The organism is Maribacter sp. UH1 (genome assembly GCF_056839145.1).
Genome location: NZ_CM166387.1, coordinates 1,512,479 through 1,537,415 on the forward strand (window position 1 = coordinate 1,512,479; position 24,937 = coordinate 1,537,415).

19 protein-coding genes are annotated in these 24,937 nt (G+C 35.5%); 8 read left to right on the plus strand and 11 right to left on the minus strand.

The features are described 5' to 3' along the window. Positions 1-212: 212 nt before the first annotated feature. From UH1x_RS06575 to UH1x_RS06600, 6 genes are all read right to left on the minus strand, one after another. Entirely contained in the window at positions 213-2,645 is a 2,433-nt protein-coding gene (locus tag UH1x_RS06575; RefSeq protein WP_482625851.1) for an ABC transporter permease, read from the minus strand. 152 nt (positions 2,646-2,797) lie between these two features. Continuing rightward, positions 2,798-5,146, minus strand: a complete 2,349-nt coding sequence (locus tag UH1x_RS06580) for an ABC transporter permease (RefSeq protein ID WP_482625852.1) — start codon at positions 5,144-5,146, stop codon at positions 2,798-2,800. A 22-nt stretch (positions 5,147-5,168) separates the two neighbouring features. After that, positions 5,169-7,586 (minus strand): ABC transporter permease, encoded by a 2,418-nt coding sequence (locus UH1x_RS06585; RefSeq protein ID WP_482625853.1) that lies wholly within the window; start codon positions 7,584-7,586, stop codon positions 5,169-5,171. Positions 7,587-7,732: 146 nt separating this feature from the next. Continuing rightward, positions 7,733-8,428 (minus strand): ABC transporter ATP-binding protein, encoded by a 696-nt coding sequence (locus UH1x_RS06590; RefSeq protein ID WP_036157001.1) that lies wholly within the window; start codon positions 8,426-8,428, stop codon positions 7,733-7,735. A gap of 149 nt (positions 8,429-8,577) precedes the next feature. Beyond that, entirely contained in the window at positions 8,578-9,828 is a 1,251-nt protein-coding gene (locus tag UH1x_RS06595; protein ID WP_482625854.1) for an efflux RND transporter periplasmic adaptor subunit, read from the minus strand. Positions 9,829-9,935: 107 nt separating this feature from the next. After that, positions 9,936-11,309, minus strand: coding sequence for a TolC family protein (locus tag UH1x_RS06600; RefSeq protein WP_482625855.1), 1,374 nt, complete (start codon positions 11,307-11,309; stop codon positions 9,936-9,938). A gap of 201 nt (positions 11,310-11,510) precedes the next feature. Here UH1x_RS06600 and UH1x_RS06605 point away from each other — a divergent pair, with 201 nt between their 5' ends. Then, complete coding sequence (locus UH1x_RS06605) at positions 11,511-12,875, plus strand: sigma-54-dependent transcriptional regulator (protein ID WP_482625856.1); 1,365 nt, start codon at positions 11,511-11,513, stop codon at positions 12,873-12,875. Continuing rightward, entirely contained in the window at positions 12,875-14,221 is a 1,347-nt protein-coding gene (locus tag UH1x_RS06610; RefSeq protein ID WP_482625857.1) for a sensor histidine kinase, read from the plus strand. The genes UH1x_RS06605 and UH1x_RS06610 overlap by 1 nt, the downstream gene beginning before the upstream one ends. A 2-nt stretch (positions 14,222-14,223) precedes the next feature. On the opposite strand, the gene UH1x_RS06615 is transcribed toward UH1x_RS06610, so the two are convergent. The 5 genes from UH1x_RS06615 to UH1x_RS06635 are packed head-to-tail and all read right to left on the minus strand — an operon-like array spanning position 14,224 to position 17,691. Continuing rightward, entirely contained in the window at positions 14,224-14,568 is a 345-nt protein-coding gene (locus tag UH1x_RS06615) for an MGMT family protein (RefSeq protein WP_036157011.1), read from the minus strand. A gap of 13 nt (positions 14,569-14,581) precedes the next feature. Continuing rightward, on the minus strand, positions 14,582-15,208 hold the full coding sequence (locus UH1x_RS06620) for a LysE family transporter (protein ID WP_482625858.1): 627 nt from the start codon (positions 15,206-15,208) through the stop codon (positions 14,582-14,584). Positions 15,209-15,212: 4 nt separating this feature from the next. Further along, the gene (gene trmB / locus UH1x_RS06625) at positions 15,213-15,881 is read right to left on the minus strand and encodes a tRNA (guanosine(46)-N7)-methyltransferase TrmB (RefSeq protein WP_482625859.1); all 669 of its coding nucleotides are present in this window, start codon (positions 15,879-15,881) and stop codon (positions 15,213-15,215) included. A gap of 52 nt (positions 15,882-15,933) precedes the next feature. After that, a complete protein-coding gene (locus UH1x_RS06630; protein ID WP_482625860.1) occupies positions 15,934-17,004 on the minus strand; it encodes a sensor histidine kinase in 1,071 nt (356 codons plus the stop codon). Then, positions 17,005-17,691 carry a response regulator transcription factor gene (locus UH1x_RS06635; RefSeq protein ID WP_396633157.1) on the minus strand — a complete coding sequence of 229 codons (687 nt, stop codon included), beginning with the start codon at positions 17,689-17,691 and terminating at the stop codon, positions 17,005-17,007. It lies immediately after the preceding gene. A 227-nt stretch (positions 17,692-17,918) separates the two neighbouring features. On the opposite strand from UH1x_RS06635, the gene UH1x_RS06640 reads away from it, so the two are divergent. From UH1x_RS06640 to UH1x_RS06665, 6 genes are all read left to right on the plus strand, one after another. After that, a complete protein-coding gene (locus UH1x_RS06640; protein ID WP_482625861.1) occupies positions 17,919-19,211 on the plus strand; it encodes a hypothetical protein in 1,293 nt (430 codons plus the stop codon). 100 nt (positions 19,212-19,311) lie between these two features. Further along, complete coding sequence (locus UH1x_RS06645; protein ID WP_482625862.1) at positions 19,312-22,149, plus strand: TonB-dependent receptor; 2,838 nt, start codon at positions 19,312-19,314, stop codon at positions 22,147-22,149. A gap of 141 nt (positions 22,150-22,290) precedes the next feature. Then, the gene (locus tag UH1x_RS06650) at positions 22,291-22,809 is read left to right on the plus strand and encodes a hypothetical protein (RefSeq protein WP_482625863.1); all 519 of its coding nucleotides are present in this window, start codon (positions 22,291-22,293) and stop codon (positions 22,807-22,809) included. Positions 22,810-23,053: 244 nt separating this feature from the next. Next, positions 23,054-23,362: a T9SS type A sorting domain-containing protein gene (locus tag UH1x_RS06655; RefSeq protein ID WP_482625864.1), complete on the plus strand. Its 309-nt coding sequence runs from the start codon at positions 23,054-23,056 to the stop codon at positions 23,360-23,362. 180 nt (positions 23,363-23,542) lie between these two features. Beyond that, positions 23,543-23,866 (plus strand): T9SS type A sorting domain-containing protein, encoded by a 324-nt coding sequence (locus UH1x_RS06660; protein WP_482625865.1) that lies wholly within the window; start codon positions 23,543-23,545, stop codon positions 23,864-23,866. Between the two features lie 74 nt (positions 23,867-23,940). Then, entirely contained in the window at positions 23,941-24,918 is a 978-nt protein-coding gene (locus UH1x_RS06665) for a LuxE/PaaK family acyltransferase (protein ID WP_482625866.1), read from the plus strand. Positions 24,919-24,937: the final 19 nt, after the last annotated feature.

Genomic DNA, 24,937 nt, shown 5'->3' on the forward strand with positions numbered 1-24,937 from the left:
TTTTTTGATTGATGATTAGTTGATGCTAAACATTGATTGATTGATTGATGACCATAAATTTGAACCTAAATTCATGCCACACTACTAATTTACTATATATCAAATAGTTACAATAAACCACATTAATTAGTGTGTAAAATAATTAGACAACAGATGTACAATATATTTACAAAGACCACTTAAAAATGAGAATGTTACACCATTATCATGTACTACTCGGATCGTAAACTCTTTACCGGGTTTACAATTGCCGCCTTTATACTTTGGTAACTTACCGTTACAATGGCAACTACAATTGCCAATACTGCTGCCAAAGCAAAAATGCCGATACCGATTTCTATACGGTATGAGAAATCTTCTAACCACTTGTTCATGGCGAACCAACCTAGGGGCAAAGAAATGAGAATAGCTACACCCACCAATTTTAAGAAGTCTACCGTAAGCCGGTAAGATATTTGACTTACAGTAGCTCCCAACACTTTTCTAACACCGATTTCTTTTGTTCGTTTTTCGGCATTAAAGGCAGCTAATCCAAATAATCCCAAACAAGCAATAAAAATGGACAGCATAGTAAAAATGAAAAATATCTGACTCAGTTTTTGTTCCGCTTCATAGGTGGTATTAAAGGCTTCGTCCATAAAACGATAATCGAAAGGTTGCCCGGGTGCCATGGCGTTCCATGTATTTTCTATTGCTGAAATATTATCTACAAAGTTTCCACCGCTCATTCTTACCGCCATATTCTCGGCATTAGAATTAAGTTGTATTCCTAGTGCATCAATATTATTACGCAAAGATGTAAAATGAAAGTCTTTGACCACACCGATTATAGTATAGTAGGTAGGGTTTTCTTGATCTATTTCTTCAGATATTCGCATACCTAAAGCTTCTTCCGCGGTGACATTTATAATAGGCAACGTAGCTTCATTTATGATCATAGCCGTAGAATCTGATGCATATTGGGGATTAAAATCTCGCCCAGCAACTATTTCCATTTCCATCGTTTTTAAGTAATCTGAATCTACTTTCCATTCTTGCATTTGAATGGCATATTCTTGACTTCTTGCACCTTCTTCAAAGAACGAACTATTTGACCTCCAAGATGGCGTAGGATAGTAATCACTCAACGTAGCGCTTTCCACAAAACCCATGGCAGCAATTTGTTCTTTAAAAGCTTTAGTCTTAGATCCTAGCGCCCCTATTTCGTTAATTAAAAGCACCCGATCTTTGGAAAAACCCAAATCTTTGTTCTGTATATAATTTAATTGTTGAAATACTACCAAAGTGCTTACAATCAGAAATACCGAAATTGAAAATTGAAATATGACCAAAGCATTACGCACCCTACCATTTCCTACACTTTCTGCACTACTACCTTTTAAACTTTTAACAGCAGTAAATCTTGACATGAAAAATGCAGGGTAACTGCCTGAGAATAATCCAAGTAAAAAGGTTGCCCCCAATAACGCCAACCAGAATAAGGGCTGAGTAAACACAATAGCAATTGATTTGCCTGTGAAACTATTGAAAAAAGGCAATGCTATCATTGAAATGATTAGTGCCGCTAACAAAGACACAAATGCTATTAAACCTGATTCTGTTAAAAACTGAAAAACCAGATTCATTTTGTTGGACCCTAAAGTCTTTCTAACTCCAACTTCTTTGGCTCTCTTTAAAGAATGTGCAGTAGACAAGTTCATAAAATTAACGCTTGCCAAAATAATTAAGAACATTGCAATGAAGGAAAGAATATAAATATTTTGAATACTGCTCGTTGCACTCATTTCCGAGCTTTTATCTGAGTGTAAATGAATATCAGTCAAAGGCATGGTATGGTACCGAATGTAATTACCAGATGCCGCAAACGACTCTGCCGTCATACCCGGAAAATACTTTTGTGACCATGGTAACATATACCTTTCTAACATCTCTTGCAAGGGCTCTTGAAAATCTTCAACCTTGGCTCCCGGTATTAGCTTTATAAATGTAAAATAGTTATTGCCGCCCCAATTGTCTTCTCTAGATGCTACATTGCCCGCCATTGCCAAAAACACACTATAGTCATTGAAATAGGAATTTTTGGGCATATCTTCAATGACACCGGTTACCGTGTATGTATCGGTATTATCCAACAATAAATTTTGACCTATAACATCTGTAGAACCAAAATGTTTTTCTGCCGCAGTTTTAGTAAGCACTAATGAGTTAGTCCCCGTTAATGCCGTTTTGGCATCACCTGCAAGTAAGTCAATCCCAAAGAACTCAAAAACGGTGGAATCGGCATAGGTGATGTGGTTTTCTTTGGCACTTCTGTTTCCCCCAACTTTCTTTACATAAGCACTACCTATGGTTCTAAAACGCACTGAAGCTTCTACCTGCGGATAGTCCCTTTTTAAGGTTTCCGCCATTGGTGCGGCAGATTCCCCTGCCTTGATTTCCGCTCCTCCAAATTTTATATCTGCATCTATACGATAAATTCTATCTGCATTGGCAAACATTTTATCATAACTAAGCTCGTCGTAGATGTACAGCGATATAATTAATGCTCCTGCCATACCAATGGCTAGTCCGAATGTATTTAGAAAAGTAAAAAAGGCTTGCTTTTTTAAGCTTCTCCAGGCGATTTTTAAATAGTTTTTAAACATGATTCTCGTTTTTTGATGCTTGATTACTACTTATCAAATTCTAATTTCATGCCAATAATATAAAATATTGATTTTCAATTACTTAATTAAATTTTCGATAATTAAGTGTCAAATTTTTAGACAATTTATGTCCAATTAATTTACAACTCAAATTACTCTGTTCGTAAACTCTTTACAGGATTTACCCTAGCTGCATTGAACGCTTGAAAACTAATGGTCAATAAGGCTATAAAAACGGCCACTATTGCAGCTATGACAAACGCCCAAGCATTAATAGAAATACGATAGGCAAAACCTTCTAACCAGTTTTGCATTAATAACCATGCTATTGGGGTGGCTATAACAATCGCCATAAACACCAACTGCATAAAGTCTTTGGACAATAAAGTTACAATGCCCGTAATACTAGAACCTAAAACTTTACGTACCCCAATTTCTTTTCTACGTTGGTCTGCCGTAAAGGCTGATAAGCCGAACAACCCTAAACAAGAAATTAGTATGGCAAGCAATGCGAAAACCTGAGAAAGATTACCTATCAGCTTTTCACTTTTAAACTTAGCATCATAAGTGTCATCTACAAATTCATACTCGAAAGGAAATGCAGGGTTAAACTTTTTCAACGACGTTTCCATACTTGCCAATGCTGCTGTTGTTGCTACGCCAGACTTCGTCTTTACATACATAAAACGAGCTTGGCTTGGGTCATTAAAAAATATGACCGGATCACTAGAACCATACATATCGCCATAGACATAATCTTTTACTACGCCAATAACAGGATAATCCTCCTCTATGGTTTTACCTATAGGACTACCGCTACCCATTAATTTTGCGAACGATTCACTTACAATTATATTGACACTGTCTTGAGCGGGATTATTACTGAATCCCCTACCTTCAATTATCTCCAATCCAGCAGTGTTGAAAAAATCTGCTGTAATATCACGTACAGAAACCAAAACATCTTCAGTATCTACACCGCCTTGCCAACTTAATCCTGATGTATTATTTCCACCTGATAAAATATCAGAATTAATGAGTCCGATGCTTTCAATCATTCCAGAAGACTTCATATTTTCTTCAATAGGTTTGAAGTTTTTAATAATATCTCCGGTTACGGGAATCTTCACTAGGTTCTCTTTATTGTAACCCAAATCGCGCCCTTTTACATATTGTACTTGTTGGTAGACGATAATGGTACAAATAATAAATACGATGGAAACTACAAATTGTGTAGCTACTAATCCTTTTCTAATAAATGTTGCGCTCCCTTTTGTTTTGCGTGCTCCTTTCAACACATCTACCGGTTTAAAAGAAGACAAGTAGAATGCCGGATACCAGCCTGCAACAATACCACAAACTAGTGTTATGCCGACCAAGGTTAAAATATGAGTAGTATTGAACAAACTAAAGTCTAGTTGTTTATCTATCATCATATTAAATTGTGGCACCAGTAATTTTAATAACAGAATACTCAATACGGCAGATAAAGCGGCAGTTATTATCGCCTCTGCCATAAACTGAGAAATCAATCCTTTTCTACCCGATCCCAATACTTTTCGGACTCCGACTTCATTTGCTCTTTTTTCACTTCTAGCGGTAGCCAAATTCATAAAGTTGATGCAGGCAATCAATAATATGATTATGGCAATAAGACTAAACAATCTCACATACGTGATTTGTCCTCCTATATTTTTACCTCCTTCAAAAACATTTCTTAAATGCCAATCTTTCATAGAAAATAAAAAGGCTATGGTTTCGTCATCTTCCGTTTTCATAGGAAGTATGGCTTTCACTTTATTATTGACAACATTAAAATTTGCTTCTGGAGAAAGCTCCACAAAAGTGTCTGAAAAATTAGCACCATATTCTTTTACCCATTCATTATCCTTTGCAAAGCGCTCAAAAGGAACAACCCAATCAAAACTGTATGTGATATTGTGTGGTAAATCTTCATAAACTCCTGAAACGGTATAACTTGTTTCATTATTTATTTTAATTACTTTATTAATTGCAGAAGTATTCTCACCAAATAACTGTCTAGCCGTTTCTTGAGAGATGACAATGGCATCTACTTCATTAAAAGCGGTTTCTAAATTACCTTCTACAAATGAGAGACTGAACATGCTTAAAAAATCTGGGTCGGCATATCGTCCAAATTTATTGATAGAAGTTTCTCCTACTTGAAATAAAAAATCTTCACCTTTTGTTCTTGCAGAACCAACTATTCCTGGTACTTCTTGCTTTAATACTTCAGCTAACGGACCAGGAGTAGCCTGAAAAAATGTACGCCATTCACCTTCGTATTGTTGGTTGGTAGGTACATAATACACTACATCTTGCTTGTCAAAATTTTGATTATAACCTACCTCATCTTCTACCCAAAGTAGAATCATTGCCGCACAGGTAATACCTATTGCCAAACCAAAAATATTAAGCATGCTATACCCTTTATTCTTCCAAAGGTTTCTCCAAGCGATTTTTATATAATTTTTGAACATGATTCTCGTTTTTGATGATGAATTATTCTTTCCGTAAACTTTTTAATGGTTGTATCAATGCCGCACCTACAGATTGATAACTTATGGTCAGTATTGCAATGGTCAATGCAATTAAACCTGCTACTAGAAATATTCCCCAACCAATGGTAATATGGTAAGCAAAGTCTTCTAGCCATCGGGTCATCATATACCACCCTATCGGCACAGCTATCATGATAGATACTAAAATAAGTTTCATGAAATCTAGGGTAAGTAACTTATAGATACTCTTAAATGGCGCACCTAATACCAAGCGTATACTAATCTCTTTTTTACGCTGTTCTACCATAAATGCAGATAGGGCAAATAACCCTAAACACGCCACTAATATGGCAAATAATGCAAAGCTGTTGAATATCTTACCCATGCGCTCTACATCATCATGCATGCGGCTAAATTCTTGGTCTAAGAAGCTATAATTTATAGATTGGTTTGGAACATTTTTATTCCAAAGAGTTTGTATGGATGCTAATGCCTGGTTTACATTACCTTTCTCCAATTTCAGTGATATAGATCCTAAATCTTTGCCAATTACCAATGACAAGGAAGAAATATCTTCTTTTAAGGACTTAAAATGAAAATCATCTACTACACCTATTACTTTGAACATCTGCCCATTATTATTAATCTCTTTGCCAACTGCATTTTCTAAGCCTAACTCTCTTTGCATATTGGTATTTATAATGATGGAATTCAATGAATCTGATGCAAACTGCTTAGAGAAATCCCTACCGGCATTAAGAGTAATACCTAATGTTTTAATATAATCATAATCTACCCTCCAAATTTGAGCGGGTATGCCTCTACCTTCATTTCCTTCATCTTCTCTTCTAAAGGTATTTCCATTTCTACTACCACCATCTACTGGTAAATAGTTGGATATAGTTGCTGCCTTTACCTGTGGTAGTTGTAGTAACTGCTCTTTAAAATTTTCTGCACTATTCCCTAATACTCCAGTTCCCTCAAGTATCACCACTTGTTCTTTATCATATCCCAATTCTTTTTGAAGAATAAAGTCCATTTGCTGATAAATAATCAACGTGGCTATAATCAAGATTACCGATGTAGTAAATTGAAAAATAACTAGTCCGCTTCTTAATTTTCCACTCTTACTACCTATACTTAAACTACCTTTTAGAACATTTACGGGTTTAAATGCTGATAAATAAAATGCGGGATAAAGTCCTGCCAATGCTCCAACCAAAAGAGCAAAAATCAAAACAACAGGTATAAACCACCATATCGCCCAAGGCATTTCAATTGTTTTTGATGCGATAGTATTAAAAGCTGGCAATAATGCCCAAGCCAATAAAACACCAAGTATAAATGATACGAAACTGAACAAGATAGATTCGGTCATGAATTGCACCACCAAATTACTTTTATATGCACCAATGGTTTTTCTTAGTCCTACCTCTTTTGCTCTATTAGCTGATTTTGCTGTAGAAAGATTAATAAAATTGATTACTGCTAACAGTAGTACAAAACCGGCAATAGCCGCAAAGAGCCAAACGAATCTAATATCGCCATGCTTAAGACCATCTGCCATTTTAATATCTGAATACAAGTGAATATCTGTGATAGGCTGAAGTTTATACTCCATGGTTCTTAGCACATCAATAAAATCTGGCGCACGCCCTCTTTCTCGTTGTGCAGGAATGATATAATCTTCAACAATAGAAACCATTTTTTTCTCTAATTGTTGAACATTTGTATTGGGGTCTACTAATACATAGGTAAAGTAGTTCTGATTAGTCCAACTTGCATTGGTGTCTTCAATGGGAATTAAAAAATCGTATTCTAAATGCAAATTCTTGGGCGCATCTTTCATAACACCTGTTACGGTGTACGGTTTACTAGCGTCATTATCTAAAATGATTGTTTCTCCTATAATCGTTTCATTCTTAAAATATTTTGCCGCTTTAGATTCTGAGATTACTATACTCTTCGGATTTGCCAATGCCGTGTTCGGATTGCCCTGCTCTAACTTCACCTCTAGTATCTCAAATGCTTCTTGGTCTGCAAGTAAAAATCCGTCTTCTAGGTTATTTTGGCTCTCGTCAGCTAAACGAATTCCACGTTTACCAGCTCCAAATATTCCTGTGGTATTTACTTTTCCCGCTTTTACAATTTCAGGAAAATCACTTTGCAAGGCATCTGCAAAAGGTAACTGAAAGTGTGTGCTTTTCATTACTTCACCTTTGTACATACCTTCTAGCACTACACGGTACATTTGATCCTTATTGGCGTAGTGTTGATCATAACCCACCTCATTGCGAATGAATAATGCAATTAAAAGACAGGCTGCTATACCAACAGCAAAGCCGCCAATTTTTATGGCGGCAAAGAGTTTATCTTTCTTTAAACTTCTCCAAGCAATTTTAAGATGGTTTCTAAACATGATTCTCGTTTTATGTGATTGATGACACTTCTATTATCCGTGATTAAGAGATAAGCTTGGTTGGTTCGGTTTTTGGTTGATTAGTTGTCTTCGCTTCTGTTCCGCTCAGTGAACCGAACCAATAATTGATTGATGAATAAACCCCGCTACATCATGGCTCCGATTGCCCTGTTCTGACTTTCAGTTACTATTTGACCATCGAATAGGTTAACCACTCTATGCGCATAGTGCGAATCTCTATCTGAGTGTGTTACCATAACTATGGTGGTTCCCTCTTGGTTTAATTCTGTTAATAGGTTCATTACCTCGATTCCGTTTTTAGAATCTAAATTACCTGTTGGCTCATCTGCCAGTATTAATTTTGGATTGGTTACCACCGCTCTTGAAATAGCTACACGTTGCTGTTGACCACCCGATAGTTGCTGTGGAAAATGCTTTTCTCTATGTGCAATTTTCATTCGCTCCAAAACCTTCATTACTTTTTCTTTACGCTCTGCTTTACCCATTTTTAAGTAAATCAGCGGTAGCTCTACATTTTCAAAAACTGTAAGTTCATCTATCAAATTAAAGCTTTGGAATACGAAGCCTAGATTACCTTTTCTTAATTGGGTACGTTCACTTTCTTTTAGTCCGCCTACTTCATTCCCGGCAAAATTATAGCTGCCATCGGTAGGGTTGTCTAACATACCAATGATATTCAACAATGTAGACTTACCACAACCAGACGGTCCCATAATGGCAACAAATTCTCCATCTTCTACTTTTAGGTTGACACTGTTCAATGCCAAAGTTTCTACTTCTTCTGTTCTAAAACTTTTTTTAAGGTTGGTAATAGTTATCATATTCCTGCTATTTTGATTGTTATAATGACACTGAGTTTCCCCAATTGTGACAGTTTTGTTTATTTTAATACTATTCTCTCGCCCTTTCACCCTTCGGCTACGCTCAGGGTTCGAATTCGAACTCTATAGGTAGCTGAGCGAAGCCGAAGCTATTTTAAGACTATTCTCTCGGCTTCTCCGAAATTATCGTAGTTACTTGTAATTACTTTTTCTCCAGGCTCTAAGCCTTCCAAAACTTCATAGTACCTAGAATTCTGCTTTCCTATTCTAATATTTCTTTTAATGGCTTCGCCACCATCAGCATTCACTACAAAAATCCATTGTCCGCCAGTGCTTTGAAAGAAGCTTCCTTTTGGTAATAAAAGTGCATCGTTAGATTCACCTAATTGTAATTTAATATTGTAGCTCTGTCCCGAACGAATGGTTTCTGGTTTGTTATCGGTAAACACTAAATCTACTTTAAACCTACCGTTTCTTACCTCTGGATATACTTTTCGCAATCGCAATGGGAATTCGGTACCGTTACGCTCTAAAACCGCAACTAGATCCCTTTTAACCCTATCAATATAGTGCTCATCTATTTCCGCTTCGATCTTATAATCAGTAAGAACATTTATCTGTCCTATTCGCTGCCCTTGTGAAATGCTCTGTCCAATTTCTGCGTCTAAAAATCCTAATTGACCATCCGCAGGAGCGCGTACATTTAAGTGGTCTAACCTTTGGTACACCATACCCAATGTCTTTTGCATACGTGCCAAATCTGTATCCAAGCCTCTTAATGATGTTTCTCTTAATTCATCATCTTGCTCGGTCTGTAGCTTTACAATTTCATGTTGTTTTTGCGACAACTCATAGTTCTCTTTAGATAATTGAAATGCTTCCCTAGAAATTAATTCATCATCGAACAAGGCTTTGTTCTGCTCGTAATTTCTTTTTAAACGTTGTAAATCTGTACTCACGGTAGCTAATGATCTTCTACCTTCTACTTGCCTAGAATCGAAATTTAATTTGGTAGAACGTAAATCGTTTTGCTTTAAAGCCAAGTTACTTTCACTTGCTAAAATTTGTTCGTACAAATTCATGTTTTCCAACTTCAAGATGATATCGCCTTTCTTTACCATGGCACCTTCTTCAATCAATTTCTCGCTTACACGACCACCTTCATAGGCATCCATATAAATGGTAGCTATTGGCGCGACACTACCGTTAATAGTAATGTAGTCGTCAAATTTACCGGCAGAAACCTCAGCAATAGAAAGCTTATCTTTTTCTGTTCTAAAGGTTGATACAGAATTGGCAAATAACAGTTGGTAGCCAACAAATAACAGTAATACACCTAGAGCAATGTAGCCGTAGTGTTTTGGTTTTAATCCTTTTTTCTTTTCTAATTTTATATCCATCGTAATCGTTTGTTCGTTGTTCGTTGTTCGTTGTTGGTTGCTCGTTCTTCGTTATTTAAACTTTAATTCTTTTAAAAAAAAGCTCATTCTATGTTCGGCAGTTTGCTTTATTGGTTCCCCCTTTGAGGGTTAGGGGCTGTAATATTGAATACCGGTAATCCCCTGTAAAAATCTAATGTGCTTTTATTGATTTCTGAACGGAGTTTAACTTGTAAATTTTCATTCTGTGCACTGGCAAATAAATTCTTGGCGGTAAAAAGTTCCAAAGCATTTATGAGCCCTTTTTCATATCGCTTTTGAGCTATTGTAAATGCCAGGTTTTGCGCTTCTACCTTTTGGTTGCTCTGTACCAATTCTACCAGTAAAGAGTTATAATCTTGCACCAATAGTTGAATTGCTTGAAACAGTTCTTGTTCTTGTGTCTTTAAATTATTCTCTGCACGTAACTTTTCTATTTTAGATTGTTTCACCCTTGATCTCGCAGACCAGCCGTTGCTAATTGGCACGCTTAAATTTACACCAATATATTGCGATGTATTATCTCTAAACTGTTGTCTAAATGGTAACGTATTGCCCATTGTATCTCTTGTGGTTTCAAAATATCCGGTGCCAATGCCCGCAAAGAAAGATAGTGAAGGATATAAAGCTCCCCTTGAAACCGCCACTTGTTTTTTGGCTGCTTTAGCTCTTAATTCCTGTGCTTTTATCATCGGCAGAAAACCACGTGCTTCGGTATAAACCGAATCAGATTTCATTTCATCGGTATCAGATTCCAATGTTAAGTCTTCAAAATCTTTTTGAATGTTTATTTCTGACGTATCCTCTAAATTCATTTCTTGAATCAAAGTCAATTTTGCCGTAGCCAACTGATTGTTGCTTTGCGTAACATTCAATTTATCGGTCAATAACAAAGATTCCGCCTCATATAAATCCGCTCCAGCTTTCAACCCTAATTCTACCTGCTTTTCTACTAGGTTGTAATTAGATTGCGATACGTTTAATTGCTCCTTTGATATAACTACCAATCCTTCAAAAAACTGAATATCATAAAAGGCTTGCATCACTCTAAATGCCAACAAATATTTTTGCTGTAATACTTCCTCTTCGGTTGCCTTGAACAGTAATTTTGATGCTTTTATTGAATTGATTTTCTGGAAACCCTGAAATAAATCTATAGACGATTCTAAAGAATAGTTGTTCGAGTAAAAATCTTGATTTACAAATGTACCCGTATTAGGATCCTCTGCTCTACCATAACTAATTAGGTAACTAGAAGATGCATTTACAGATGGCAGTAAATTACGAACGGATTGTCTGTACGTTTCTCTATTAGATTGGTTGGTAAATTTAAAGTCGTTCAACTGTAAATTATGCTCTAATGCATAGGCAACACATTCATCTAATGTCCAACTATCTTGAGCCATTATAGAACTCCAAATAGAGAGCAGTAAAAGTGTCGTTATTTTAAATTTTTGATTCATTTCTTTATTGGTATGCCATTCTCTATACTATATGCGTGCCATAATTTTAAATTATTGATTATCAAATATTTACATGTAAATAAAAATTATACATATTTTACCAGTGTAAAAATGTTGTACAGATAATGTCAAATATTTTTACACTGGTATGAAAATACAAATTGCTATGTGTAGATTTAAATGAGTTAATAGATTGTTGCCATGATAGATGCTAAAATACTTGTAGTAGATGACACCAAAAGTGTATTGAGCGCTTTAGAGATATTATTACAGTTTGAATATAAAAGTGTTCAAACAATATCTAACCCCAACCTGCTTACCTCTTTCCCAAACCTAAAGGAAATTGATATCATTTTATTGGATATGAACTTTTCTGCAGGAGTGAACACCGGTAACGAAGGATTATACTGGTTACGAGAGATAAAAAAGAAAGCTTCACATATATCGGTCATTATGATGACAGCTTATGGTGCCGTTGAACTTGCGGTTGAAGCCATAAAAGAAGGCGCAACCGATTTTGTATTGAAACCTTGGAACAATGAGCGACTATTAACTACCGTAAAATCTGCCTATGAGCTTAGAAAGTCTCAAAAAGAGGTACAGCATTTAAAACAGAAAGAAAGTAATCTTAAGCAAGTTATAAATCAGAATTCAAATTACATTATCGGGAATTCTAAAGCATTAAATAGTGTTTTAAACCTGGTACAGAAAGTTGCCAAGACAGATGTCAATATTTTAGTTACCGGAGAAAATGGAACGGGTAAAGAACTCATCGCCCGAGAGCTTCATAAATCGTCCGCTAGAAATAACGAGGTTTTTATCTCGGTAGATATGGGTTCTATATCAGAGAATTTATTTGAAAGTGAACTTTTTGGTCATGTAAAAGGGTCTTTTACCGATGCTAAAGATGATCGTGCCGGTAAATTCGAGGCTGCCAATGGCGGTACACTTTTCTTAGATGAAATAGGAAACCTATCATTACAAATGCAGGCAAAATTATTATCTGTTATTCAAAATAGGGTCGTTGTACGTGTAGGCTCCAATAAACCTGTACCAGTAGATATTAGGTTAGTTTGCGCTACCAATTGCAATCTAGACCAAATGGTTGCTGACGGATTGTTTCGTGAAGATCTTTTATACCGAATAAACACCATACAAGTACAGGTGCCAGCATTGCGAGATAGAGATAACGATGTACTAGTGCTTTCAGATTTCTTCTTGAAAAAATTTGCTAGCAAATACGGTAAACCTAGTTTAAAAATAAACCAGACAGCGCAAGAGAAATTAATGACATACCCCTGGCCAGGCAATGTTAGAGAACTATTACATACTATGGAGCGTGCTGTTATTTTATCGGAAGGAAATGTTTTAAAACCAACTGATTTTCTTTTGGATACTAAAACAACGGTTAGTATGGAAGGTGGGCCAAAAACCCTTGAAGAAATGGAGTTGGTAATGATCAACAAAGCGCTGAATGACCATGAAGGTAATTATAGTGCCGCCGCGGATCAATTAGGCATTTCTAGACAAACACTTTACAATAAACTTAAAAAATCTGGCAAATAATGGTTAGCAAAAGTATATACTACCAACTTGTTTTCAGGATTATTTTAATTGCAGTTTGTGCACTGTTAACCGCATTTTTATTCGCTAAAGAACATTATCTTCTTGGTGGAATTTTAGCATTGGTTTTTATAGGACAAACATACGGACTCATACACTACGTAAACCAAACCAACAGAAAAATAGCCTATTTTTTTGATGCTATAAAAAATGAGGACTTCACCTTACGTTTTCCTGAAAAACTGAGTGTAAAATCTATTGAAGAACTCAACCAAAGCTTGAATATGCTGAATAACATGATTCAAGATATTCATCTTAAAAAACAGGCACAAGAGCAGTATTATCAAGAAATACTGAGACAAGCTGATATTGGGATATTCACTGTAAACGATAAAGGTCATATTCTTTACGCCAACCCTACGGTACAAAACTTATTAAATTACAGGCCTTTAAATCATGTTAAGCAATTAAAACAAATAGACCCTAATCTTTATAGTCTATTTGAATCTTTAGAGCCTTTTGAAAGCACGCTATATTCTTTAGGAAATGAACGAGGTAAAAAAGAATTGACTTTAAAGTGTACGCCAATTGCTATTGAAGGCAAGCAGTTATTATTGGTCATTGTTCATGATATTCAAAAAGAACTGGATGATAAAGAAACCGACTCTTGGGTAAAACTGATTCGCGTTCTAACCCATGAAATCATGAATACCATTACGCCGATTACTTCTATTTCTGAATCTATCTTAAAATATTTTAAGAAAGGGAATGTGCTTTCCACACCCGAAGAATTTGGCGAACTTCAAATAAAAAATTCCGCAAAAGGTTTAGAGGTTATTAAAGAACAAGGAAATGATTTAATGAGTTTTGTACAGTCTTACCGTACATTTTTAAGTGTACCTGAACCTGATCGAGAATTAATACCGGCTAGCAAGATCTTAGAAAAAGTACGATTGTTATTACAAGAGTATACCAACGGACATAATATTACTTTAGAAGTATCTTCCCAACCCGAGGACTTAGAACTATACATAGATGAAAAACAGCTCACACAAATACTTTTAAACTTGGGTAAAAATGCTCAACAGGCTTTAGAAGGGCAAGATGAAGGAAGCATAGTCATTAAAGCCGGTGTAGACCAGCAAGGTAAAAAATACATTACCGTTACCGATAACGGACCGGGTATATCGCCAGAAATGTTAGACGAAGTTTTTGTTCCATTTTTTACTACCAAAAGCACAGGAACAGGCATTGGTCTAAGTCTAAGCAAACAAATTATGCGAATGCATGGTGGATCTATTCGTGTAGCATCAAACGAAACAACGACTTTTACACTTACTTTTCAGTAGTATTATAATTCCGCTTTAAGTTCCGTAAAAGGATCCCAGAAGTATTTTTCAAGGTTTACAATTTGGAGTTCTTTTATGATTACTCCCTCAGACTCTAAAAGTTGTTGCATGAGGTTGGTACCGTCAAAATGATGCTTGCCGGTAAGTAACCCGGCTTTATTGACTACTCTATGCGCTGGAATATCATCCATATTGTGCGATGCGTTCATTGCCCAGCCTACCATTCTTGCGCTACGTGCCGCACCTAAATATTTGGCAATTGCACCATAGGATGTCACCCGTCCCTCAGGAATTAATCGTGCCACCTGATATACTCTTTCAAAGAAATTCTCATTTTCAGGTTTCATCAGCTATATCCGTTTAATTAAACAATCTAAAAGCGGTAATTACAAATAACAACACCATTAATCCGCTTAAAATAAAATTACTGTTCTTAGAGAATGACGTTGTTTTATGCTCCCACTTATTAAAATAGATCACATATAAGTACATGGCAAGAAAAGTACCACTACCGGCTGCCAGTATAAACAAAACCTCATCTATGATTTTAAAGGTCATAAACCCTTGAGAATGAAAAACCGTATTTAATCCGCTATAATAAGGTATTGCCAAAAGATTGATAAGTGCCAAGAACACCCCTTTAGAAAAACTGTTTCTTTTTTTAGTTTCGGTAAGTATTAGTGGCTTATTCTCTTGCTTTCTACCCTTTATAAAGAAGACAATAGCCAGCACAAAAAAGATACCTAGTGCCAATTGCAGCAATACTTCTATTACATGTTGGTTTCTTGAAATCAGTTTTGCTATCCGTACCGCAACGTAGGTCTGTAGCATTACGGCCAATGCTACCCCCAACCCAAATATTATTCCGTTTGCCTTACCCTTTTCAACACTGGTTTTGGCAGCGTTTAAATTAAGTAGACCCGGTGGTAATGATGCAAAAAAGGCTGCACCAAAGGTAAATACAAATAAGGTTGGCAATTGTTGCATTGAATCAGTTTACCTTGAACCTAATGAACGTAATAGGTTTTCCCTTTTCAAGATACTGATTTTCATAGAAAGTCTGTATTTCCAAGACTTCTTTAGGGCTGCCTTCATTCTTATACACATCATGGTTGGCATAAAGTACCTCTAAACCAAGTCCGTGCAATAAGCCCAAAGTATACCCGTGCATGAACTCACTATCTGTTTTAAGATTCACGGTACCTTCTGGTTTTAGCACTTGTTTGTAGCGCTCCAAAAATACCGCATTGGTCATACGGTGCTTGGTACGTTTATATTTTATCTGTGGATCTGGGAAGGTGATCCAAATTTCAGATACTTCTTCTTTTCCAAAAAGATGATCAACCAATTCTATTTGCGTTCGTATAAAACAAACATTAGGCAAATCTTCTTCAATGGCTTCTTTAGCACCTTTCCAAAAACGGGCTCCTTTGATATCGATACCAATAAAATTCTTGTTCGGAAATTTCTTTGCCAAGCCAACGGTATACTCCCCTTTACCACAACCCAATTCCAATACAATAGGGTTGTCATTTTTGAAATGGGTATTCCACTTTCCTTTTAAAGAAAAACCGCCTACCACTTCATCTCTTGTTGGTTGAATTACGTTTGAAAACGTCTCGTTTTCCTGAAATCTTTTTAATTTATTCTTACTTCCCACAATAATTACATCTAAGCTGCGGCAAATCTAAGAAAAAAGAGAGGGGTAGCGATTATTGTACTTCCTCTATTTGAACAATACTTTTCTCTAGGGTAAAAGAAAACTCCGATCCTACCTCTACCGCACTTTCTACGTAGATTTTTTCTCCGTGAGCTTCAATCACATGTTTTACAATGGCAAGACCTAAACCTGAGCCTCCTTCACGGCGACTACCGCTTTGATCTACCCTGTAAAAACGTTCAAAAAGTCTAGGAATATGAACGGCCGGTATGCCTTCACCATTATCGGTAACCCTAACAATTACCTTATTTTTCACCAGATCTTCTACACTGACTTCGGTAGTACCATTGTCATTACCATATTTGATGGAGTTGACGAGTAAGTTAGTGAGTACTTGCTGAATTTTTTCTTTATCGGCATAAACGAATATGGGATCAACATATTCCATATCAAACGTAAGGGTAATGTTCTTCTTTGCCGCTTTCATCTCTAAAAGATCGAACACACTTTGTATGAGCTCTACAATATCAAACGAACCCTTATCTAGATTAAGATCACCAACCTCAAGTTTCGTAATCAAATCTAAATCTTTTACAATATAAATAAGACGGTCTACTGCTTTGTTGGCACGGGTAAGATACTTTTTACGAATATTCTTATCCTCCATTGCACCATCTAACAGGGTTTCAATATACCCTTGCACAGTAAACAAAGGGGTCTTTAATTCGTGCGAAACATTACCTAAAAAATCTTTACGGTACTCTTCACGAATCTTTAAGGTGTCTATTTCAATTTTCTTATCCTTTGCAAATTTTTCAATTTCCGCAGTCAAGGTTCTCATATCTGTAGTTACAGGATACGAGAGTATGGTACTAGACTCCAGCAACTCTACATCATCATAAATTTTCTTAATACGCTTGTAGATAAATTTTTCAATTCTTAATTGCAAAGTGATAAAGGAAATGACAAAAAAGAACAACGCCGCAAATAATAAAATAGGCCAATTTATGGTGCTAAAGTGCCATTGCAACAATGCCAACATAGCTATGCCGATTATTACAATATAAAGCGATGAGCGAAATGCAAAACGATATGACTTTCTTGAACGAACTAGAGAAGCCATTTACAGTACAAACTTATATCCTACTCCCTTTACGGTCTTAAAATGGTCTTCACCTATTTTTTCGCGAAGTTTTCTAATGTGTACATCTATAGTACGGCCACCCACAACGACTTCATTACCCCATACTTTATCAAGAATTACTTCTCTTTTAAATACTTTACTAGGTTTTGAAGTCAATAAAGCTAGAAGTTCAAATTCTTTTCTTGGTAAAATGATCTCTTTACCTTTTTTGACAATCTTATACTCTTCTCTATTAATAACGATATCGCCTACTTTGGTAATATCTTCTTGAGCGTTTTCTTCATTCTTCATGCGTCTAAGTAACGCATTCACCTTACTTACCAATACTTTTGGTTTAATAGGTTTGGTAATGTAATCATCTGCACCGGCATCAAAACCTGCTACTTGAGAATAATCTTCCCCTCTAGCTGTTAAGAAGGTTATAATGGTATTCTCCATACCAGGAGTTCTTCTTAGGATCTCACAAGCTTCGATACCATCCATCTCCGGCATCATTACATCCAATATGATAAGATGTGGCAATTTCTTTTTTGCCTTGGCAACACCATCGGCACCATTCTTAGCTGTGTATACATCATATCCTTCTGCAGATAAATTATAGGCCACTATCTCTAGTATGTCTGGTTCATCATCAACTAAAAGTATTCTAATGTCCTTCTTTTTCATGGTTTTCAAATTAGATTGATTGGCTCAAAAGTAAAGATAATACTATTACTGCAAAGCCAGTTAACATTGATTTAATGTAGTAACGTTTACATAACATTAACAAAATAAATGTTTAACATGGATCTAACCCGAAGATTACAACCTCTCTCTTTCTTTGCGGTGCAATAAAATATAATTGATAAGAACTCTATTGCCAACCTAATTAAATTAATAATTAAAAAGAAAAGATGAAAAAAATTATTTGGTCACTTGCTACGGTAACTGCAATTATTGCTGCAGCATCATGTGAAAAAGAAACTGTAGTAGAAGTAGAAAAAGAAGTCATCGTTGTAGATACGGTAACAACAGAAACTGAAGTTGAAACATCAATAACTGTTTCTGAGGACATAAGTGCAGATGCTACATGGACTGCTGATAAGATTGTTACTTTAGATGGTAGAGTATTCGTAACCGATGGAGCAACACTTACAATTGAACCAGGTACAATTATAAAAGCAAATGCTGGATCAGGTGTTAATGCTTCTGTATTAATAGTAACAAGAGGTAGTAAAATTGAAGCTGCAGGTACTGCTACAGCTCCAATTATTTTTACTTCTGCAGCTGACAATATTGAACTAGGAGAAACTGCCGGAACTAACCTTGACCAAAACGATCGTGGTCTTTGGGGTGGATTAATCGTATTGGGTAATGCACCTGCATCTTTTGATGGTGATGCTGAATCTGCTCAAATAGAAGGTGTACCTACAGATACTGATGGAGATAAAGGTTTATATGGTGGATCTGACTCTGCTGATGATTCAGGTACTTTACAATACATCTCTATACGTCATGGTGGTGCTTTAATTGGTGAAGGAAACGAAATTAACGGTCTTACTTTAGGTGCTGTTGGTTCTGGAACAACTGTTGACAACATTGAAGTTGTTGGTAACGTTGATGATGGTGTTGAATTCTTTGGCGGAAGCGTAAACGCTACTAACTTATTTGTATGGGCACAAGGTGATGATGCTCTTGATATTGATCAAGCTTACTCAGGTACTATCGACAATGCAGTAGTTGTACAAGGTGGAATTTCTGACCATGCTTTGGAAATTGACGGACCAGAAGGTTCTTTACAAGGCAGCTTTACTTTAACAAACGCTACTTTAATTGGTTTAGCTGATAATGTTGAGAATGGTGAAATCGCTGATTTCCGTTCAAACGCACAAGGTACTACCAACAATATATTAGTTACTAATTTCACAGGAGTAGGTACTGACTTACAACTTTCTGACATTGAATTAGACAACGAAGGTGTTGCCGCTAACTACACTGCAGGTTCATTGGTATTTACCAACTGGGAAATTGTATTACCAGAAGGTGTTACTGCTTCTTCTGAAGTATTTAATGATACTACAGACAGTACAACTTTTGAAGCTGATGCAGCAACGTTCTCATCTGCAGTAACTGAAGGAACTGTTGGTGCTGAGACATCTGCATTTTCTTGGACTTATTCTAACACTAAAGCTAGCTTAGGTTTCTAATTATAAATACAAATAATAGTTACACATAATAATTGCTCGTCTTAGACTAATCTATAGGCGGGCAATTTATTTCTTTTTTAATAATTTCAATTAATTGATTATGAAACTTAAGTTATTATTCATTTTACTCATCGCCTTTTCTACTCAAACCATCTTTGCACAAGAAGGTATTATTTCAGGAACGGTAAACGATGGTGAATTTAATGACGTTCTTCCTTTTGCAAATATTCTTATCAAAGGCACAACAAAAGGAACCACATCGGATTTTGATGGAAAATATGTTCTAGACGTTGAACCTGGCACGTATACCGTTACTTTTTCGTACTTAGGATACGAAACAAAAGAAGTAGCAGAAGTTGTCGTTGCCCCTGGCGCAGAGCAAATAATAGACATTACTTTAAATCCGCTTGCTAATGCGCTAGACGAAGTTGTGGTTACTACCACAGTTAGTAAAAACACAGAAGCTTCTGTCTTAAATCTACAAAAGAATTCAGTAGCATTATTAGATGGTTTATCTATACAAAGCATTAAAAAATCTGGTGCTAGTGATATTGCCAGTGCTATTAAATCGGTACCTGGTGTATCTGTACAAGGAGGTAAATTTGTTTACGTTCGTGGTTTAGGTGACCGTTACACTAAATCCATTTTAAATGGTGTAGATGTACCTGGTCTTGATCCAGACAGAAACACTTTGCAATTAGATATTTTCCCTACGAACATTCTTGACAATATTATTGTTGTTAAATCTGCTACAGCAGATCAACCTGCAGATTTTACCGGTGGTGTAGTCGATATTGTTACTAAAGATTTCCCATCAAGAGCTGAATACAGTTTCTCTGCTGGCCTAGGTTACAATTCTAGTATGCATTTTAAAAACAATTACCTTAAATATGATGGTAGTCCAACAGATGCTTTAGGTTTTGATAATGGTCAAAGAGATTTAGCAATACCACAAAGTATAGAAACTCCTTTACCTGTTGTAGACGGCAATAGATCCGCTGCCTTAACAAGATTATTGGAACCAAATCTAAAAGCACTGGAAAATCAAAGTGGTGCAGATTTTAATATTGGTTTTACAGCTGGTAACCAATATGACCTTAATGAAGATGGAACTAAAAAAATAGGTTACTTAGCCTCTCTTACATATAAAAACAGTACTGATTTCTACGAAGATGCTGTTAGCGGACAAGTATTTAGAAAACAAGACCAAGATAAATCTGTTCTTGAGCTAACCGATGATAGAACACAATCTGGTAATATCGGTGTCAACAACGTACTTATTAGTGGGCTTGCAGGTATTTCATTAAAAAGCCTTCAGTCTAAATACAAGTTGAATGTATTACACATACAAAATGGAGAATCTGGTGCTTCATACATTAGACAAGATAATTTTAATGTAAATTCTAACACTATTTTCAAAGATGTATTAACGTATACACAACGTTCTATTACCAACATTTTATTAAATGGTGAACACACGAACGAAGATGCTTCTTGGAAAGTTTCTTGGAAAGTTTCGCCAACATTCTCTAAAATCTATGATAAGGATTTGAGAACGACTCCTTTTAGATTTGAGCCAGAAACTGGAAACTTTACTATTTCCCCTAGTGAATCTGGAGACCCTAGTAGAATTTGGAGAGACTTAGAAGAATACAACGTAGCTAGTAAATTAGATCTTACAAGAAAGCATCAATTATTTGGTAGAGATGCAAAACTTAAATTTGGTGGTGCGTTTACTATTAAAGAAAGAGACTTTGTTGTTAATCAATTCTCGACACCTATACAATCACAAGCAGGTAACTACAGTTTAAATTTTGAAGGTAATGCAGATTTAATTTTAGCTGATGAAAATATATATGATCCAGAAACAAGAGAAGGCACTTATGTAAGACGTGATTCTAATATATCTGATTCTTTCAACTCTCAAATTACCGTTGGCGCAGGTTATGTTGGCGATGAATTTAAACTATCTGATAGGTTCAACGCAATTGTTGGTGTAAGATTTGAAAAGTTTGACCTACGTTACTCAGGTGAAAACCAAGACGGTGAAGTTTTTGACAATCAAACTATTTTAGATAAAGCAGATTTCTTCCCTTCTGCCAACTTTATTTACGAACTAAACGAAGAAGCTAATAAGAAAATAAGAGCTTCGTTTTCTAGTACTACGGCAAGACCTTCTTTTAAAGAGGCATCTAACGCACAGATTTTTGACCCTGTATCAAGTACGTTCTTTATTGGTAATATCGATATTCAACCAACTTATATTAATAACTATGATATAAGATTTGAAGCGTATGGTGAAGGAACGAATTTCTTTGCAATCAGTGGTTTTGCAAAAACTTTTGATGATCCTATTGAACTTACATTCATTAGAGAAGCCAGAGGGCAATTTATTCCCTTAAACTTAGGTGATGCCAAGGTATTTGGTGCTGAATTGGAATATAGAAGAAATATGGGCTTTATTCCTGGATGGGAAAATTTCAATTTCAATGCTAATATTTCTGTTATTGAATCTCAGCAAACATATAGTGAAGATGAAGAAGCTGCAAGAATAGATAACTTAAGAACAGGTGAAACATTAGATGACACTAGACAATTACAAGGGCAGTCTCCTTTACTTTTAAACGTTGGATTTGACTACTCAAATAATGATAATGGCTGGCAAGGTGGTATCGTTTACAATGTTCAAGGTAAAACTTTAGAGATTGTAGGTAATGGCGATATCCCAGATGTTTACACGCTACCTTTCCACAACTTAAAAATGAATTTAAGTAAAGAATTCGGTAAAGAAAACTCTAGCAAAATAACCTTAAAGTTTGAAAACATTATCAATGATGATATTGAGAGTGTTTACCAATCTTTTGGTGCTCAAGACCAAATATATTCTTCTAGATATCCAGGACAAGCTATTTCTTTAGGATATAGCTACCAGTTCTAAAATCTTTAAAATTCAATAGTCAAAAGCCCGCAAATTGCGGGCTTTTTTTATTCTTAAAACCGATAACTATTTGATAACATTTAACTTAAAATAGATGTGGGATAATATCTTAATTTTAGTAAGAATCTTAATATTTATATGATGAAAAAATTCACCTTCTTTTTAGCTAGTTTTATTATGGTCTTTTTAGCGTCTTGCTCAAAAGAAGAAAATATAGACGAGTCAACATCTGATGAAATATTAACACCGAAATCTAATGATGATGCCTTTCTAATTCCTTTTGGAACTCAGATCGTAAAAGATTCCTTACAATTTACATTGAGCCTAAAAGACTTTGATCTTGAAATCGATTTTGACGAAATTCACTCCATATCTTTGTTTTTTAAAGATTCCAATTTAAATGAAATGAAACCTTTAGCTCATATAGATTTAGAGAAGGACTATCGCATTTCCTACGAAGGAGGAAGCGACCTTGAAGAATTAGACTATACCATTTATATTGAAAATGCTGACGGAACCAATAATTTTGGTTCAAGTTTCGAACTTAAAAACCTAACGATTATTGGCTTAAATATTTCCAAAATTAAAGATATCCCTACAGGTACTTTAGATTATAGAGATTTTGATGAGCTGGTCGATTATTTTAATCTTCAAGATTAATTCTAAACTTATTTTTTTAATAAAAAGCCCGCAATTTGCGGGCTTTTTTGTTTATAATATTTCTTACAATCAAAGACTACACACAACTTAAAACCCCAATAAAATTGGTAGTTGACGTCATAAACTGTGCATTTCATCGATCTTTTTGCATTTCATCGATCTTTTCACAATATCTCCTCTTACAAAAATATAAGAGACTGTTAAATTCCTATATTTGTGGCATAGCATTTGTAACCAGCTATATATGAAGCAACTTTACCTAATCCTCTTCTTTTTCTTTATTTCTTTCAGCTATGGGCAAAGTACCCAAAGCAATGGAGATATTGATGGTTTTAGTATGTATCCAAATCCGGTTACTACAGGTAAAGTTTATATCTCCACAAATATTAACGCACCTAAAGAAATTTTCATCTACGATGTATTTGGTACTTTGTTATTAAAGACAACGATTTTAGGAAAAGAATTAAATCTTTCTGATCTAGATGCCGGTGTTTACGTATTACGTGTTCTTGAAAAAAACAAGATGTGTACACGTAAGTTAATTGTAAAGTAGCCTAGTTATACGTTTTCCTTCTCTCATTTTCAATTAACCACTATCGGTTAACTACACGTTTTTACGACGAAATACTTCGCGTATTTCATTGACCTACATAAATTTAGCTTTCACAACATTTCCCGTGTTCTAGTTACACTTGTTACTATCTTTGAAGTGTTGATCCCAAATCAATACAAAATGAAGAAAATCTACTTTATGCTATTTATGGTAGTCTCCGTTGGCTTATATGCCCAAGACACCATAGATATCAACAACCTACGTAACGATGAAATTGTCGGTTTTAAATTGTACCCTAACCCTGCAATAGCAGATGTTGTTTATGTAACAACACAAGACAACAACCTTAAAGAGGTTAGAGTTTACGATGTATTCGGTGAGCTTGTCTTAACCGAAAAATTATCTACAAAGGCTATGAACATTTCTAGATTATCACCTGGTGTTTATGTTGTTCAAGTGACCGAAAACGATAAATCTATTACACGTAAGCTGGTAGTTAAATAAATAACCTACATATTTTCCGCTTAAAACAATAAAAATAATTTGGTTCAGTACCTTTGCCAGAATTGGTACGGAACATGGAGCACAATGCTATTTTTGATATACAAACAGATGGGGATTTCTTAACCCAAGCACTCCGTATATTCAAGTTTCAATACGACAACAATTTAGTCTACCAAAAGTTTTGCTCGTATTTAAACGTTGACCCAAATACAGTAAACACCTTAGAACAGATTCCGTTTTTACCTATAGAATTTTTTAAATCCAAAGATGTTCTCAGCACCAAAAATACACCAGAAATAACCTTTACCAGTAGCGGTACTACAGGCAGTGAAACCAGTAAACACTTTGTTACGGACCTCAGCCTCTACGAACAGAGTTATTTAAAGGCTTTTAATCATTTTTACGGGGATATTAAGGACTATTGTGTTCTTGCCCTTTTACCTTCTTATTTAGAGCGAACGGGGTCTTCATTAATCTATATGGCAGATGACTTGATCAAAAAATCGGATCACCCTAAAAGCGGCTTCTTTTTAAATGAATATGAACAGTTGCACCAGTTACTTCTTGAACTTCAAAAAACCGATACCAAAATATTGATCATTGGTGTTTCATTTGCATTACTGGAATTTACTGAGCAGTACCAGATGTCTTTACGCAACACTATAATTATGGAAACCGGCGGTATGAAAGGGCGAAGAAAAGAAATTGTACGTCAAGAACTGCACGAATTATTATCAACGGGATTTGGAGTTTCTAAAATACATTCCGAATACGGAATGACCGAGCTACTTTCACAAGCCTACTCTAAAGGAAATGGTGTTTTCGATTGTCCAAACTGGATGAAGATTTTAGTACGCGATACCGAAGATCCACTCACCTATTTAAAAAATGGTAAATCTGGTGGGATCAATGTAATCGACCTAGCCAATATTAATTCTTGTTCTTTTATTGCCACTCAAGATTTAGGTAAGATAAACCAAAACGGCACTTTTGAAATTATCGGAAGATTCGATAATTCTGATATTAGAGGTTGTAATTTAATGGTGCTTTAGTTTCCTTCATAAAGCCACT

Excerpts from the sequence above, each read along its gene's own strand:
- UH1x_RS06575 (WP_482625851.1), bottom strand. The coding sequence starts at position 2,645 with ATGTTTAAAAACTATTTAAAAATCGCCTGGAGAAGCTTAAAAAAGCAA.
- UH1x_RS06580 (WP_482625852.1), bottom strand. The coding sequence starts at position 5,146 with ATGTTCAAAAATTATATAAAAATCGCTTGGAGAAACCTTTGGAAGAAT.
- UH1x_RS06585 (WP_482625853.1), bottom strand. The coding sequence starts at position 7,586 with ATGTTTAGAAACCATCTTAAAATTGCTTGGAGAAGTTTAAAGAAAGAT.
- UH1x_RS06590 (WP_036157001.1), bottom strand. The coding sequence starts at position 8,428 with ATGATAACTATTACCAACCTTAAAAAAAGTTTTAGAACAGAAGAAGTA.
- UH1x_RS06595 (WP_482625854.1), bottom strand. The coding sequence starts at position 9,828 with ATGGATATAAAATTAGAAAAGAAAAAAGGATTAAAACCAAAACACTAC.
- UH1x_RS06600 (WP_482625855.1), bottom strand. The coding sequence starts at position 11,309 with ATGAATCAAAAATTTAAAATAACGACACTTTTACTGCTCTCTATTTGG.
- UH1x_RS06605 (WP_482625856.1), top strand. The coding sequence starts at position 11,511 with ATGATAGATGCTAAAATACTTGTAGTAGATGACACCAAAAGTGTATTG.
- UH1x_RS06610 (WP_482625857.1), top strand. The coding sequence starts at position 12,875 with ATGGTTAGCAAAAGTATATACTACCAACTTGTTTTCAGGATTATTTTA.
- UH1x_RS06615 (WP_036157011.1), bottom strand. The coding sequence starts at position 14,568 with ATGAAACCTGAAAATGAGAATTTCTTTGAAAGAGTATATCAGGTGGCA.
- UH1x_RS06620 (WP_482625858.1), bottom strand. The coding sequence starts at position 15,208 with ATGCAACAATTGCCAACCTTATTTGTATTTACCTTTGGTGCAGCCTTT.
- UH1x_RS06630 (WP_482625860.1), bottom strand. The coding sequence starts at position 17,004 with ATGGCTTCTCTAGTTCGTTCAAGAAAGTCATATCGTTTTGCATTTCGC.
- UH1x_RS06635 (WP_396633157.1), bottom strand. The coding sequence starts at position 17,691 with ATGAAAAAGAAGGACATTAGAATACTTTTAGTTGATGATGAACCAGAC.
- UH1x_RS06640 (WP_482625861.1), top strand. The coding sequence starts at position 17,919 with ATGAAAAAAATTATTTGGTCACTTGCTACGGTAACTGCAATTATTGCT.
- UH1x_RS06645 (WP_482625862.1), top strand. The coding sequence starts at position 19,312 with ATGAAACTTAAGTTATTATTCATTTTACTCATCGCCTTTTCTACTCAA.
- UH1x_RS06650 (WP_482625863.1), top strand. The coding sequence starts at position 22,291 with ATGAAAAAATTCACCTTCTTTTTAGCTAGTTTTATTATGGTCTTTTTA.
- UH1x_RS06655 (WP_482625864.1), top strand. The coding sequence starts at position 23,054 with ATGAAGCAACTTTACCTAATCCTCTTCTTTTTCTTTATTTCTTTCAGC.
- UH1x_RS06660 (WP_482625865.1), top strand. The coding sequence starts at position 23,543 with ATGAAGAAAATCTACTTTATGCTATTTATGGTAGTCTCCGTTGGCTTA.
- UH1x_RS06665 (WP_482625866.1), top strand. The coding sequence starts at position 23,941 with ATGGAGCACAATGCTATTTTTGATATACAAACAGATGGGGATTTCTTA.